The sequence below is a fragment of the Endozoicomonas sp. ISHI1 genome (genome assembly GCF_024606225.1).
Taxonomy (GTDB): domain Bacteria; phylum Pseudomonadota; class Gammaproteobacteria; order Pseudomonadales; family Endozoicomonadaceae; genus Endozoicomonas_A.
Genome location: NZ_JAGRPU010000004.1, coordinates 134,531 through 149,660, shown reverse-complemented (window position 1 = coordinate 149,660; position 15,130 = coordinate 134,531). Strand labels below are relative to the sequence as shown.

Sequence of the window (15,130 nt, the reverse complement as noted above, 5' to 3'; positions counted from 1 at the left end):
ATCATTTCGAATTATTGATGATATCTTTCAGCAGTGAATAGATTTTATTCTGAGAGTTGGATATCGCATCATAGTTCTGATTATAAGTAGCCATCGCGCGCTGTAACTGGACTGTCTGCAATTGGTTACTTCCTGTCAGATTTTCTTTTGCAGCGTTGAGTGATGTCTTCAGCGAAGCCCATTCCTCTGGTGTAAGGTGGCCCTTTCCACTGGCATCAGTGTAATTGATCTTCAACAGGTTACTGAGAATATCACGCTCTTCTTTAGTCAATGCAGGCATACCACCGGTCACTTCATTCGTAAAACTGTTCTGGAAAGCAACTTTACGTGCTGCGTAGCCACTGAGCGAAGCGCTGGGATCATTCGGATCCTGTCGAGTCATCTGGTTGGTATTCACTCCGTCATACTCCCAGGAATGAAGCCCGCCCGCCTCGAGCAGTACATAACCATCGTTACTGGCCGCATCCAGAGTGGTGCCATTCAGGTTTGGAGTACCAATAACAGGATTTGCCGTATTCAAATTTGTTACTGTGAGCCCTTGATTCCCCCTTGTGATCGTCATTCCGGTGATATCCGCAAGACCTCCTGACAAACTGGAGGGATCAAAGGGGGTTCCGGGAGAGGATGTCTGAAAGGTAATCTCAGTACCATCATCCAGCACCATAGTCATATCATTCATAACAGGTATACCCACCTGACTGGCATCCGTAATAGAGCCCTGAGCAACAGGCACCAGTGTCTGATTCTGATAATTGAGTTGATTACCTTCAGCATCCACCAAAGTAAATGTAGTATTGCCATTAGCATCCGGCCGGATAGCAATACCGTATCCATTATCCAGCACGATGTTGTTACCGTTGGTGGTCCAGGTGGTCTGCGTGTACTGGCTGGTGCCATACTGAGCTATGTTGGATTTATTGATCAGATTATTGACGCTAGTCAGCAGCTGGTTGGAAGTTTCTATCTCACCGACCAGTCTGCGGACTTCCGCATCCAGCATATTCCCGCGCTCAAGGTAGACAGCCGAAATAAAGTCCTGCTGACTAAGCTCGGAAGAATCAACAACATTAATATTGTTATTACTGTTAACTCCATTAACGGTAGCCATGAAAAGCCGCCCCTGTCATCCATATTAATATTCAGTAAAAAAGCACCCAATCTTTTTTGCCCGGTCCAGCAGCTCTTTGCAAACAATTAAACAAATCCGGTCCTATGCCTTCTGCCTGAGGATCTCGATTTTGTCTTGGGTTTCAACAGTCGATTAGCCTGCCTGAGTTCTTTTCGTTTCAATGATGCTTCGTGAGAAAGATCACTCTTTAGCTCATCGTTGAATTTGATCAACTCCTGACGGGCTTTGTGCTTGAAATGGGTGGGCCAGGCATCACTATTGATAAACTCACGGAGTCTCTTTTTATCCATACCAACAGAGTCCATAAAGTCTTTCTGCCGATTAATGCCTGCTTTAGCGGTCTTTACTACAGCTTCGGATTCCTGCTGAACAAGCCAGGACGACTTCTTAAGCTTGGTGACATCGATTAACCTGATGCGGGAAGCCATGAGGTTCTCTCCTATTGGCTAAGTAACAGCCATGCACTCCCTGATCAATGGCTCATTATCGCTGTGACACTCTGTATTCTTTCCAGCTGAACGGCACTTTATGTACAGAACGGCCTGTTCTTCTTATTTCAGTGTAGACATAGAATCCACCAGAGATAGAATGAGCAAGCTTATTCGTTGGAGTGAAGTATGGATATAGACAGTTTTGAAAGCCTGATGATGAAAGCCCTCCTGACAGCTCTGGTGTTGTTTATGGGTTTTATTGTCTACGATCTGGCTAAAAAGTCGAAAGCGGGAAAATTTGGCACATTCATTCTTTTTGGCGCTTTATGCTTGGGTGTTCTGGGGTTTGTCCTAAAAGGCATTTTGATGAAAACGATTGGCGGTTAAAACTTGGGCTGCCTAACTCGATAAATAAAGCTGGTTTGCTCTAAGACACCAGACGAGAGAGGCCATCTCGCAGTTAATCCTGTCAAACGTTTACAGCGTCTCAGTCAGTATTCAGTGTGGAGCTGACTTGAGGGCTTTTGTTCTGTTTCAATAACTTTATAATCTGCAATACCAGCCAAAGCTAACGAGACTCAGCCAGATGTCAGGTCGCCCCTACCAGCCCCCCGGCTCCATAAGGAATAAAAAAGAACATACTACCACCCCCAGGCTGATTCTGTTTAACAAACCTTTCGATGTGCTGACACAATTCACCGATTCAGAAGGGCGCCCAACACTCAGGGACTACCTCTCCATTCCCGATGTTTATCCTGCTGGTCGCCTGGACAGAGATAGCGAGGGACTGGTGCTGCTAACTAACAATGGACAGATTCAGCATCAGGTTAGCTCGCCCCTGCACAAGATGGAGAAAACCTACTGGGTTCAAGTAGAAGGCATACCCAATGAAAAGGCACTGGAGAAACTGAGAAAAGGCATTGAACTCAAAGATGGTCTGACGCTTCCTGCCAAAGCCAGAATCATTGAAGCACCAGCAATCTGGCCAAGAGTACCACCCATAAGAGAGCGTAAGTCCATTCCTGACCGCTGGCTGGAACTGACTATTCGTGAGGGACGTAATAGACAGGTTCGGCGCATGACCGCAGCGGTTGGCTACCCTACCCTAAGATTGATACGTTACCGTATAGGCGATTGGACACTGGATGGACTAAAACCGGGAAAATGGAGCGAAGCAGAGATACCTGATGATCTAAAGGTGACTTTAACAAAAAATAGTATTATCAGAAAACGAACCATTGCCAACAAACAGGCACGAAAAGGGTATTCAAATCGTCACAGAAAATAAGTCCCTATCCATTTCTACGAATCGACAGGAAGGACACCTTGGTAACATTGATCAGAAATCATTACACAACACTGGCCAGGACTGGCCTCCTGCTGGCCATGATATCTATTGTAGTTTTGTCCTTATTGCCATTGGATAAAGTCCCACTTACCGATGTGAACGATAAGCTTCAACATCTTGCGGCTTTCCTGTTGTTAGGTTTTCTGATCGATGCCAGCCTTCCAAGCCAGTCGTTCAACTTATCGAAAGTCAGTGGCTTGATGGCCTACGGTCTTCTCATTGAGCTGCTGCAATTACAAACGGAATACCGCTTTTTTTCCTGGGCTGATCTGATTGCCGATCTGGCTGGCATTATCCTTTACTTTTTCACTATTCCTGTCTGGAAGCGTGTACCACTGATCAACTGGCGCTGGTCTTAAACATGGAAGCCGAGCGAGAAGCCATTAGCTTTCCCAGCGTTTCTATTTGACTCTTGCAATTTGACTGATTTATGACCGATCCCAATTAGACATTGTGCTTATGATCCAAGGGTATCCTGATTGTTACTTCAAGACCCGGATGAGCATTTCTGGCGAAGATTGCGCCATCGTGATTAGCTATAGCGCTCATCGCTATAGCAGTCCCCAGTCCAAACCCATCATTTTCCTTGCCACGGGTTTCATCCACCCTGAAAAAAGGTTCGAACATGGATTCCAGTGCATCTTCGGGAACACCCGGACCTTTATCCCGCACTTTGATGATTACATTTCGACGATATTGTTCCAATGTCACCTCAACATCACTGCCCTGAGGAGTGAATCGGATGGCATTTCGGATGATGTTTTCAGCAGCACTGCTGAGCCAGTCACGCACTCCAACAATCTCAATAGGCTGGCTCTTAATGAGATCGACACCTTTATTCTGAGCCTGAGCTTCAAAGTTACCGTCATCCACCAATTGCTCGATAAGCTGCTCCAGATTGACCCGCTCACAGGCCATTTCACTCAGACCATGCTGAATACGGGAGAAACGGATAATCTCACCAATCAACTCATCAAGACGCTCGATTTCTCTTTCTATTCGCCCATGTTCCGCCTCAGCTTCAGGTGTTTTTCTTCGGGCAAGTGCCAGAGAAATCTGCAACCGGGTTAACGGAGAGCGTAACTCGTGAGAGACATTTCTCAGCAAAATTTCCTTGTTATTGACCAGCGTCTCCAACTGTTCTGCCATGTGATCAAAATCACGGGCAAACTCTCCCAACTCATCACCTCTCTGTCTCACAGAGGCTTCCACTCTGGCAGAGAGCTCTCCCTTCGCCAGCTTTCTGGAGGTTACCTGCAATCGTCTGATAGGGACGACCAGGTAGCGCGCCAGCATGATGCAAAGCAGGAAGCTGACAGCCAGAGCAATGATAACCAAATGCCATTGCTGGGAAAGAACCTTGGTGACTCGCCAGTGAACTAATCTTGGCATTTCCTTGGTCAGAAACAGGTCATAGGGTATCCGTCCAATCCAGACTTTTCTGGGGCCCACCACCACGACACCACTTCTGAAAGTGATGGTAGGTTCAGTGCGATCATGGGTTCGGTCATAAGCGGACATCAGTTCATCCGGAGCGGCTCGTCTGCCCACCACTTCACCGGCAGGATCAAAAAGGTAAAAATAACTTCCGCTGAACTGAGGAAAAGGAGTATGAGGCGCCCAGCCAGAAGCCATGCGCTCCACTTTTCTGGAGACGATCTCCAGCTCACGAAAAAGCTCTCTGCGCTCGGACAGGAAATCCGAGGGATTTACCGTTATGGCCACCGCTATAACCATGGCTGCCATCATCGACAACATGGTCAGCCAGAACCACAGAAACAGCTTCCAGAACAGACTCTGAAATGGCCAGACCAGCATTCTCCGGATTTGAATAATCATGGTCTGATGTAGAAGTAGCCGGCACCACGGACGGTTTTAATTCTGGGCGAGCCATCTGGACGTGTACCAATTTTCTTGCGCACGTTACTCACGTGCATATCAATCGCACGGTCATAAAGTGTCAGACGACGGTTCAATGCGATTTGCGTCAGCTCATCTCTGGAAATCAATTCGCCAGCTTTTTCAATCAGTGACTTGAGGACCATAAATTCAGTAGCCGTCAGCTCAAGCAGTGTTTCACCCATCTTGGCTTCACGATTTGCCAGATTCAGAGTGATATCATCAATAGAAAGGACTTTGTTACCGACCTCAGCACCCGACGTTCTGCCCCTTCTCAGAATGGCCTTGATCCTGGCTACCAGTTCACGATGGTTATATGGTTTGGGCAGGTAATCATCAGCTCCGATTTCCAGCCCAATGATGCGATCAACATCATCACCACGAGCCGTCAGCATCAATACCGGAATATCAGACGTGTGACGGATTTTTTTCAGGACTTCAAAACCATTCAGTTTTGGCAGGGTAACATCCAGCAGTACCAGTTGATAATCCCCTGAAAGAGCAGCATGAGCACCTGACTCACCATCATGAACTGCGTGTACAGAGTACCCTTCTGTGGCCAGGTACTCAATCAACAATTCACAGAGTTCGATATCATCGTCTATCAACAGAAGCTCTAGATTTTCATTACTCATTGGCAGCTCCTCAATAAAAAATACCCCGCAGGGGGAAAGGCGGGGTTAAAGGTACAGCACAGGGTACAAAATTTACAGATTGTCTGTCAGCTGACCCGTGCCTCATAATCAATAAACCGTCATGAACCAACAAGTCGTCTTGAAGCAAAAAACAGCACTCAATATTCTGGAAGACTTTCGTTTCAATTGATCCCTTCTTTGTTGAAAACCTTCAGTGTTTAAACAACGGCTTCAGTGTATTGAAGCCCATATATATCTTGGGGTTAGAGTCAGTAAGCACTCTGTAAAAAGCTTTATTTGCAATAGAAGTAAACGTCCTGTAAACAAGTGTCTGATTTTTAATTTAGTAGTAGGAATCAGTCTTTAGCCGAGTACAATACCCACTTATTTTCCAACATGAGCATGCTCAGCTCTGCACAGTACGAATACTGCGCCAGCGACAGAAAAACGGATGATTTGGAATATAGACACCCAAAAGATAACGTTTATATCCAGCTTCTCTGAGACTCGAAGGTCGCTGTTGCACTGAATATAAGACAGGTGAATACTCGCTGTATCATGTCTGAATCAAGTCCTGTGCAAGCAGCTGAGACAATTTTCAGACCAGACTTGCCTGTGTATTGCTTTGCGGAGAGGTCCCCCGAATCGGCACGCTCATACCACAAGACTCTGACCGTGGGCTGGAAACCTGAACTTGAGACTCTTTCTCTCGGAGCCATCGATGAAATCGATCATCAAAAATAGACAACGATCCCTGCTCCCTTTCGGCTTGCTTGTTGCATCCGTTCTAGCCCTGACTGGCTGTGATCAAGAGCAGGAACAAAGAAAAACACCTCCTCCCGCTGTTTCCGTCATCAACGTAACGGAGCGGCCTGTTGGCGATTACAATGAATACGTTGCCCGAACAGAAGCTGTCAACACTGTCGACCTGAGAGCAAGAGTAGAAGGCTTTCTCGCTCAGAGGGACTTCATTGAAGGACAGACCGTTGAGAAAGATCAGCTGCTTTTCGTGATAGACCCCAAACCCTATATCGCCAACCTCAAAAAAGCCGAGGCTGATCTGGCCAGCGCTAAAGCAGAGTTGAACAAGTCCAAGAAAGACCTGCAACGCAGCAAGAATCTTCACAAGAAAGGCTACATCAGCCAGGCTGACCTGGATACCCAGACCAGCAAAGAAGCTCAGGCAGAAGCCTCTGTTCAGGCGGCTGAAGCCCAACTGGATACGGCCAAACTGGATCTCAGCTACACCAAAATCTTAGCACCTTTCAAAGGACAGATCGGCCGCACCCATTACAGCGTGGGTAATCTGGTAGGACCCGGCAGTGAACCTCTGGCGACTCTGACTTCCATTGACCCAATCTATGTCAACTTCCAGGTCAATGAGCAACAATTCATCAGCCGCTTACAGGAAAGTTCTGGCAACCGGGCTGCCGAAAAGCAGGACTTTGAAATGAGCCTGCGCCTGCCCAATGGCAGCGATTACAATCACAAGGGTACATTCAACTTCGCAGACACCAGTGTCGATGAAACCACAGGAACCCTGACCCTGCGTGCAGTATTCCCAAATCCTCAGGGCATCATACTACCGGGTCTATACGTCACCCTGATCGTAGAAGGCAGGAACAAGACCGAACATCCGATCATTCCTCAGTCTGCCGTTCAGGAAAATCAGTCCGGTCGCTTTGTATTGGTCGTTGATGCTGATAACGCAGTTGAAACCCGTCAGGTAGAACTGGGACGTCGCTTAGGCCCAATGTGGGTTGTGAACTCCGGGCTTAAAGCCGGTGAAAAGATCATCGTTGAAGGCCTTCAGAAAGTTCGTCCAGGTGCTAAAGTGACTCCCACCACCGTCACGATTGATCCTGAGACAGGCGGCATTGAAGCCCAGCCAAAGCCTGATCAAGAGCAGGGCAGCCAGACTAACAAACAAGGGTAACTGCGATGATCAGTCAGCTTTTTATTCACAGGCCCAAGTTTGCCTTTGTCCTGTCGATCGTCATTACACTGGTGGGTATGATTTCCATGCTGACCCTGCCAGTGGCTCAGTTTCCGGAAATCACACCTCCTCAGGTTAATATCAGTGCGGTATTCCCGGGAGCCGATGCAGAGACCATAGAAGAAGCCGTCATCCGCCCCATTGAAGAACAGGTCAACGGTGTAGAGGACATGCTCTACATCAACTCTTCTGCAGGTAACGATGGCAGCGCCAGCATAACCGTCACCTTCGATTCAGGTGTTGATCAGGACATGGCCCTGGTAAACGTCCAGAACCGTGTAGCGGTGGCTGAGCCATCGCTTCCCGAAGATGTCAGAAGAACCGGTGTCACCGTCAGCAAAAAATCTTCAAGTATGCTGATGGGTATCAACCTGATCTCCCATAAAGCGGAGTACGACGGCGTTTACCTTAATAACTACGCCAACAACTACCTGAAAGAACCCATGGCGCGTATCAACGGCGTCGCTTCTGCCGACATTCTGGGTTCACTGGTCTACAGCATGCGCATCTGGCTTGATCCTGAACGTATGGCATCCCTGGACATCACGACATCAGACGTATCCAACGCACTGAATGAACAAAACGTTATTGTCGCTGCCGGTAAACTGGGTCAGGCACCTAACCAGCCAGACCAACAGTTTACCTACACTATAAAAACCCAGGGACGTCTGAGTGACCCTGAAGAGTTCGGCAACGTCATTATCAAGGCCGACTCTGATGGCTCGTATGTTCGCATCAAGGACATCGCCCGGGTTGAAATGGGCTCCCAGAGTTACGATGGCGTCGCCAAGTTTAACAATGATGACACCGCTTTTCTGGTTATCTATCAGCAACCTGATGCCAACGCCATGGATGTGGCAAAAGGCGTAAAAGAGACCATAGCTGAACTGGCTACTCGCATGCCGGAAGGTATCGAGTATGAAATCAAGTTTGACACCACCCAGTTTATTGACCAGTCCATTAAGGAAGTCGTCATTACTCTGCTTCAGGCTGTGGCTCTGGTCGTGCTGGTTGTATTCCTGTTCCTGCAAAACTGGCGGGCAACACTGATCCCTGCAATCGCAATCCCGGTCTCTCTGATTGGTACTTTCGCCATCATGAAAGCCCTCGGTTTTTCAATCAACACCATCACACTTTTCGGTCTTGTTCTGGCGATAGGCGTGGTTGTGGACGACGCCATTGTCGTCATTGAAAACGTTGAACGATTAATCACCAGGGAGGGAATGAACCCGGTCGAAGCCACCAGCCAGGCCATGAAGGAAGTATCGGGCCCCATTGTGGCAACCACTCTGGTATTGCTGGCGGTATTCGTGCCGGTAGGCTTTATGCCGGGCATTACCGGCGGGCTTTATTCACAGTTTGCAGTCACCATATCGGTAGCTGTTGTGATTTCTTCCATCAACGCTCTGACATTGAGTCCGGCCCTGTGCGCCACTTTGCTGAAAAAAGGCAAGATGGGGCACATCAAGTGGCTGGTTCCGATTGATAACTTTATCAAGCGACTGACCGGTGGCTACAAGAGCTGGGTTACCCTGTTGCTGAGAAGAGGCATTCTGGGGATTGGACTCTTTGCCATCTTGATGGCTTCTACAGGTTTCCTGTTCAACAGCACACCATCCGGTTTTGTTCCGGATGAAGATCAGGGTTTCTTCGTGGTTGATGTTCAGCTTCCAGACGCGGCGTCCCTGAACAGAACAGAAGCCGTTATGGAGAACGTCACCAACATCATTCGTACCGAACCCGATGTTGACAGTGTCATCAGCGTTTCCGGCTTCAGCATCATGGGTGGCTCCAACTCCAACAACGCCATGGCAATTGTTGTTCTCAACAACTGGAAAGATCGCCCGGGCGTCATGCAAAACCAGAAGGTAGTGCTGAGAAAGATACAGGGCAAGCTCTGGACGCTACCGGAAGCACAGGTCATGGCCTTTGCCTTCCCACCCATTCCCGGTCTTGGATCTTCCGGTGGTTTCGACTTCAGGCTTCAGGATACTCTTGGCCGCAGCCCACAGGAGCTTGGTCAGGTGTTGAATGGATTGATTTATCAGGCAAACCAGCGCCCCGAGATGACTCAGGTATTCAGTACTTACCGTGCTAATGTCCCCCAATACTACCTTGAGGTAGATCGCAACAAAGCTAAAGCACAAGGCATTCCACTGTCTGAAATTTTCATGACACTGCAAACCCAGCTGGGCTCCCTGTATGTCAATGACTTCAGTAAGTTCGGTAGAACCTACCAGGTTAAACTGCAGGCAGAAAGCGAGTATCGCGCCAACCCTTCAGACCTGAGCAAGTTCTTTGTCAGAAACCTGAATGACCAGATGGTGCCTCTGACAACCGTTGCCTCACTGAAGCCGATTCTTGGCCCCAGCAGCATCGACCACTATAACCTTTACCGCTCAGCCAGCATCAGTGGCAAGGCCAATCAAGGTTTTAGTTCAGGTGATGCCATCACTGCCATGGAAGATCTGGCCAAGACGCTGCCCGATGGTTACACCTTTGAGTGGTCCGGACAGTCTCTACAGGAAATTGAAGCCGGTAGCGTAGCTCCTCTGCTGTTTGCCCTGGCCTTCCTGTTTGTCTACCTGTTCCTGGTAGCACAGTATGAAAGCTGGACTATGCCGCTGGCGATCATCGTGGCAGTTCCCATAGCGGCTTTTGGTGCCATTGTCGGGATAAACCTCTTCCGATTACTGATCCCCTCCATGGCCAATGATATTTATGCTCAGATAGGTATGGTGCTATTGATTGGTATTGCTGCAAAGACAGCGATTCTGATCGTAGAATTTGCCATGGCACAGAGGCAATCAGGCAAGAGCATCTTCGATGCTGCAACCAACGCCGCCGAACTGCGCTTCCGTGCCGTATTGATGACAGCCCTGTCTTTCATTCTGGGAGTACTGCCTCTGGTATTTGCCAGTGGCGCAGGTGCCGCCAGCCGAAGGATCATTGGCACGACTGTGATGTCTGGAATGATCGCTGCCACCGTATTTGGCACAATAATGATCCCATTGTTCTACTATCTCCTTCAAAAAATGCGCGAGCATTTCAATCCTGACAAAGCGAACAGCTGATCAGCGTAAAGCCCCTGTCTGCGGGGGCTTTTTTATATCCCGCCCAATTCTGATTCCCATGTCCCAGACCAGGAACCAGAGTTTTGCGACACCCTCTTTCATGAGGTGATCTATCCTTCCTCTCTGAAAGCCAGAATGCAAGAATAGAATTATTAAACACTCACTCTGTGCAGCGTTTCTGTTGCTGCTACTTTCGTTGTCTGCCGTCTGTCATGCTGAAGCGTTGACAAGAGTTTTTATTGTCGAGCTTGAACAGAATGAAGTTTTTCCAAACCAGAGCTTTTCTATAAAACGTGACCGATATGTATGGCTGGGCAGCCCATCAGACGCTGTCGGCAAAAACGACTACACAGAAACAGATTCACCACCAGATAACAAAGCATACAGTCCAGACGGTTACGGGGTAAAAATGACCCTTATAGAGTCTGTTTCGTGGCAATGGCTTTACGCCACTCCTCTGCTGGTTGCTTACAAACTGATCCTGACAACCAAAGATGCCTCTCTGAGCTCCAATCCCTATTCACGACTACCTTTAGAAGTTGCTGACGCGGTTGTCACTGTCAGTTGGCTTTTAAAGAGCTACTGGAACCCCGATTCAGCACTGTTTAAACCCATTGAACAGCAGGAGGCATGTCAGGACCATCCCTTTGCGACAATCACTATGATGTTTGGCTCCGGACCTAACCAACAACAGTCATCAGAATCACCCAGCCAGAAAGCTACCGGAGCCCGCAGCCAGCCTGCAAGCTCTTTCATTACCCCCCCAGATTCGCACTCTGGCGGCGACAATGGAGATCCAAACCAACACCTCCATACTTTAAGTTTAAATTGTTTCATCCATCCCTGTAATGGAGCTTGCCAATACCGACCATCATCCAATAACAGAGAACCCGCTGGATCACCGCTGAAGTCCTTGGTAAGTTCAGCAGCCCAAACAGGAGCAACACCCGAAAAAAGCTCATGCCCACGTTTACACAATAAAAAAAAACATAGTCGTATAGATCATTTTGATTTTGCAAAGGCTATATATTCTCAACAAAAGTCACTTTTTGAATTATTGAATAATCCTTCTGGTATATCTGGCCGCCCCTCTCAGTCACAGGCACATCAGCCACAGCCATGTGGCATTAGTGGCAAACCGACAAATAACCGCAACCATGAACACTCGGTGAGAGCATCGGCAGCACACATTGACCTAACCGGGCCAATCAGTGAAGCTGCGCAAATACATGGAAGTTCGTCTGTCTCCAATGATGATTTGGTTATAGTTAACGGGTTACTCAATCTTGGTAATCACATTCTTCTCGAAGAAATCGGGGTTTCCTGCGCGTATACCGATTTCACATACTCAATGAGAACGTCAGAAACACAACAGGCAACAGGATCATCCCAACTGGGTCAAAGCCCACGTCATCTTTCCCAGACAGGCGCATTTCGAACCCCGGCAGTACCTCATTGCAGAGGAGCCACCCACTGTCAACAAGCACTGCCGAATCAAGAAAGCAGAAAACATAGCGGGCAACAAACCTGCGACGTGACTATGATCGGTGAGGATGGTCAGCCGAAGCCATGCGGGGCGATCTTCAAGAATGCTCGATCTCAAGCATGCCATAGAAGTAGATACCACTCCGGGGAAAAAACCTGTGATCTAACAGTGGACGAGGGGGATGGCCGGCAGCGACCATGCGGAAAGGTTTTTAAGCATGCTCAAGCTCTGTCAATTCACAAAAACAGAGGTCACACCGGACAACAAACCTGCATAGTGAACGTGATCGGGGAGGATGGCCAGCAGCGACCATGCGGAACGGTCTGTGAGAATATCAGAGCCATGGCAATCCACAAAAGAAACACTCACAGAGGGCAAAAAACAACCTGTGAGGTCATAGTGGTCGGTGAGGGTGGCCAGTCTCGGCAATGCGGGACAATCTGCAAAAATGCTCAAACCCTAACGAAGCGCAAAAGACATCGAAAACGCACATCTGTTGATGTGGACCAGGATCGGGACAACGACCTCAACCCATGATCTGACACTCCAGATATTGCCAGCATAAACGACTATGATGGATCAGATTGATCGCCTGATAACAGACTGGGTTATGAGGTAGAAACAACCATCATTGAGTCGATTTCGTGGCAATGGCTTTGCGCTGGTTATCTGCTGATTGATTACGATCTGATCTGACTCTCGCTCTTTACCGGGGGTTAGCAGTTTTTCCGGAGCATCCCGATACTGGCAATAATAGGCACCGATACTCTAAACGAAGTTTTCAAAGCCGTTAAGCTGGTGTAATAATTAACAAACTGATTCGGATGTTTCATTAAGCCGCAAGCTTCTCACTCGGGTGAAATCAGCTTTATGATCAATGATCGCAGAGACTGAAGGTTTTTCACGGTAACCATAACTCATAACTGCGGGAGGTTCTCTGAAAGAAAGAGAATGCTCCTGATAAAGAGAACAAGGAGCTTCAGTTTTGAAACGCTCTGCTTATTCCAGAACATCTCTTCGCATCGTGGCATGGGCACTCCCGCCCATTCTGCTAGTCGGCTGCGCCAATCCCCTGGAGTCTATCAGCTGTTACTACCAGCCTGTTAGGGGAACAATGCTCATTACCGAAGTAAAGGGAGACTTTGCTGAACTGGCCTTCTCTCCCGATGCAGAGCAGGATCTGGCATGGTTCGAGAAGTATGATATTGAACCTGACGATCTTGTGATGCCTATTAACAATAGCGGGCGAGCACCCACATCTGGTGCCCGTCATAAGGCAATTGTTAATATCCTTACATCAGGCAGCTGCTCACCCTACATTGTTTATCAGGGAGACCCTGTTTTGAAGCAATGAGAACAGAGTCACCCTGCATCTTTGCTTTTAACCGTTCACCAAAAAGTGAGTTGCAATACTCGCGGCATATCCCAGGGCAATGGCCCAGCTCCACTTCAAATGGCTCAGGAAAGTATATCGGCCTTTAGCAGTTCCCATCAGAGCAACGCCTGCAGCAGAGCCTATTGACAGTAAGCTTCCACCCACCCCTGCGGTCAGGGTAATCAGCAGCCACTGAAATACGTCCATTTCAGGGCTCATACCCAGGATGGCAAACATGACTGGAATGTTATCCAGAATGGCAGAGAAGACCCCGGCTGCAATATTCGTCCAGGTGGGTCCTACGCCGGTGTACATGCTTTCGGAAATCACTTCCAGATAACCCAAATAACGCAGTCCCCCTACAGAGAAGATAACGCCAAAGAAGAACAGCAGGGTATCCCACTCGGCATGGGCAACCCGTTTAAAAATATCCAGATCTTCCTTTTGCTCGTCGTCCATCACAGGAATAGGTCGACTGCTGGTCAACCCTCTCAATTGCAGAAAATAGGTGTAGAACATCAATAGAGAAAGTCCGGTCATCATGCCCATAAAGGGAGGTAGTCCGAAGAAGTTTTCAAAAGAAACTGCCAGCGCAATCGTGATCAGGAACAGCGCACAGACACCCAATCCACCCCGTCGAATACCTGCATGATCCTCGAGGGCAGCCGGTCGGCCACTATCAATAAAGAAGTTCATGATGGTCGCCGGAATAATAAAGTTCACTACTGAAGGGATAAATAATGAGAAGAATGTGAAAAACTCAACCTTGTCAGCCTGCCACACCATCAACGTTGTAATATCACCAAAGGGACTGAAAGCTCCCCCGGCATTGGATGCTACAACCACATTGATCATTGCCATGGTGACAAAAGCAGGACTCCCCCCGACGGACATAATGACCGCTCCCATCAACAAAGCCGTCGTCAGGTTATCGGCAACGGGCGAGATAAAGAATGCCAGAAACCCAGTCACCCAGAAGAGCTGACGATAACTGAAGCCCTTACGGATCAGCCAACTGCGAAGTGAATCGAATACCTGACGCTCTTCCATAGCATTGATGTAAGTCATCGCCACCAGCAGGAATAAGAACATGGCCGAATATTCTTCCAGATCATGCATGACCGCTGTAGATAAACTCTCGTGGGACACACCCTCTCCGGTGGCCAGCCAGGCAATGAGGGCCCAGATGATACCGGCAGCAAGAATGACCGGCTTTGACTTTTTAAGATGCAACTTCTCTTCTGCCATCACGGCCACATAAGCCAGGATAAAAATGACAACACACAACCAGGCAATGGGGTGCGTTGTCATCCTCAACAACTCTTCTGCCGCAAACGAGCTCTGCGGAAGAGCAAACAACCCTGCCCCGGCAAGCAGGGAAGGTTTTCTCAGTCCAGAGAAATTCACTATAGTTTCCTTTAATTTTCAAATCAGTCAGGGGTCAGAAACGCGCAAATGATACTGATTGAATGACGATAAGCCAACCGCTAGTGATATTCCATTAAGGCCTAATCAACTCATTTCGATGGATTTGCGTCCGATAAGACGACACCCGGATCAGTCGCCTTCGGTCGCACATAATTTTTGTAAAATCTGTCGAGCCATTCAAACTGCAAAGCGCTCGTTAAAGAGTAGAAACGGATTACAATTGACTTTTATATATAATTTTCATCTTACTATTTAGCTCCATAAGCAGAGCACTCTGAAATAATCCATGTACACTTGGGCGTAGTCTTATTATTTTTTATTCCGATTTT

Annotated in this window: 12 protein-coding genes; 7 read left to right on the top strand and 5 right to left on the bottom strand. The window is 48.1% G+C overall.

The features are described from left to right. Position 1 precedes the first annotated feature (1 nt). Positions 2–1,108 carry a hypothetical protein gene (locus KBW69_RS04920; RefSeq protein ID WP_257274399.1) on the bottom strand — a complete coding sequence of 369 codons (1,107 nt, stop codon included), beginning with the start codon at positions 1,106–1,108 and terminating at the stop codon, positions 2–4. 86 nt (positions 1,109–1,194) lie between these two features. Next, complete coding sequence (locus KBW69_RS04915; protein WP_257274398.1) at positions 1,195–1,557, bottom strand: hypothetical protein; 363 nt, start codon at positions 1,555–1,557, stop codon at positions 1,195–1,197. A 189-nt stretch (positions 1,558–1,746) separates the two neighbouring features. On the opposite strand from KBW69_RS04915, the gene KBW69_RS04910 reads away from it, so the two are divergent. From KBW69_RS04910 to KBW69_RS04900, 3 genes are all read left to right on the top strand, one after another. Beyond that, entirely contained in the window at positions 1,747–1,947 is a 201-nt protein-coding gene (locus KBW69_RS04910) for a DUF2788 domain-containing protein (protein ID WP_257274397.1), read from the top strand. A 199-nt stretch (positions 1,948–2,146) separates the two neighbouring features. Next, positions 2,147–2,848, top strand: a complete 702-nt coding sequence (locus KBW69_RS04905; RefSeq protein WP_257274396.1) for a pseudouridine synthase — start codon at positions 2,147–2,149, stop codon at positions 2,846–2,848. Positions 2,849–2,886: 38 nt separating this feature from the next. Next, positions 2,887–3,267, top strand: a complete 381-nt coding sequence (locus tag KBW69_RS04900; protein WP_257274395.1) for a VanZ family protein — start codon at positions 2,887–2,889, stop codon at positions 3,265–3,267. 85 nt (positions 3,268–3,352) lie between these two features. Here KBW69_RS04900 and KBW69_RS04895 read toward each other — a convergent pair whose 3' ends face one another. Beyond that, a complete protein-coding gene (locus tag KBW69_RS04895) occupies positions 3,353–4,747 on the bottom strand; it encodes an ATP-binding protein (protein WP_257280138.1) in 1,395 nt (464 codons plus the stop codon). Next, positions 4,744–5,442, bottom strand: a complete 699-nt coding sequence (locus tag KBW69_RS04890) for a response regulator (RefSeq protein ID WP_257280137.1) — start codon at positions 5,440–5,442, stop codon at positions 4,744–4,746. Before KBW69_RS04890 ends, KBW69_RS04895 begins: the two co-directional genes overlap by 4 nt. A gap of 721 nt (positions 5,443–6,163) precedes the next feature. Between KBW69_RS04890 and KBW69_RS04885 the strand changes: the two genes are divergently transcribed. The 4 genes from KBW69_RS04885 to KBW69_RS04870 all read left to right on the top strand — a co-directional run bounded on the left by KBW69_RS04885 (position 6,164) and on the right by KBW69_RS04870 (position 13,352). Beyond that, positions 6,164–7,378 (top strand): efflux RND transporter periplasmic adaptor subunit, encoded by a 1,215-nt coding sequence (locus tag KBW69_RS04885; RefSeq protein ID WP_257280136.1) that lies wholly within the window; start codon positions 6,164–6,166, stop codon positions 7,376–7,378. Between the two features lie 5 nt (positions 7,379–7,383). Next, the gene (locus KBW69_RS04880; RefSeq protein ID WP_257280135.1) at positions 7,384–10,512 is read left to right on the top strand and encodes an efflux RND transporter permease subunit; all 3,129 of its coding nucleotides are present in this window, start codon (positions 7,384–7,386) and stop codon (positions 10,510–10,512) included. 181 nt (positions 10,513–10,693) lie between these two features. Continuing rightward, a complete protein-coding gene (locus KBW69_RS04875) occupies positions 10,694–12,535 on the top strand; it encodes a hypothetical protein (RefSeq protein ID WP_257280134.1) in 1,842 nt (613 codons plus the stop codon). A 448-nt stretch (positions 12,536–12,983) separates the two neighbouring features. After that, complete coding sequence (locus tag KBW69_RS04870; protein ID WP_257280133.1) at positions 12,984–13,352, top strand: hypothetical protein; 369 nt, start codon at positions 12,984–12,986, stop codon at positions 13,350–13,352. A gap of 27 nt (positions 13,353–13,379) precedes the next feature. On the opposite strand, the gene nhaD is transcribed toward KBW69_RS04870, so the two are convergent. Then, positions 13,380–14,684, bottom strand: a complete 1,305-nt coding sequence (gene nhaD / locus KBW69_RS04865) for a sodium:proton antiporter NhaD (RefSeq protein ID WP_257280132.1) — start codon at positions 14,682–14,684, stop codon at positions 13,380–13,382. Positions 14,685–15,130 lie beyond the last annotated feature (446 nt).

Bases quoted from the DNA above. Each gene is read 5' to 3' on its own strand.
- nhaD (WP_257280132.1), bottom strand. From the start codon at position 14,684: ATGACAACGCACCCCATTGCCTGGTTGTGTGTTGTCATTTTTATCCTG.
- KBW69_RS04890 (WP_257280137.1), bottom strand. From the start codon at position 5,442: ATGAGTAATGAAAATCTAGAGCTTCTGTTGATAGACGATGATATCGAA.
- KBW69_RS04895 (WP_257280138.1), bottom strand. From the start codon at position 4,747: ATGATTATTCAAATCCGGAGAATGCTGGTCTGGCCATTTCAGAGTCTG.
- KBW69_RS04910 (WP_257274397.1), top strand. From the start codon at position 1,747: ATGGATATAGACAGTTTTGAAAGCCTGATGATGAAAGCCCTCCTGACA.
- KBW69_RS04905 (WP_257274396.1), top strand. From the start codon at position 2,147: ATGTCAGGTCGCCCCTACCAGCCCCCCGGCTCCATAAGGAATAAAAAA.
- KBW69_RS04915 (WP_257274398.1), bottom strand. From the start codon at position 1,557: ATGGCTTCCCGCATCAGGTTAATCGATGTCACCAAGCTTAAGAAGTCG.
- KBW69_RS04885 (WP_257280136.1), top strand. From the start codon at position 6,164: ATGAAATCGATCATCAAAAATAGACAACGATCCCTGCTCCCTTTCGGC.
- KBW69_RS04880 (WP_257280135.1), top strand. From the start codon at position 7,384: ATGATCAGTCAGCTTTTTATTCACAGGCCCAAGTTTGCCTTTGTCCTG.
- KBW69_RS04920 (WP_257274399.1), bottom strand. From the start codon at position 1,108: ATGGCTACCGTTAATGGAGTTAACAGTAATAACAATATTAATGTTGTT.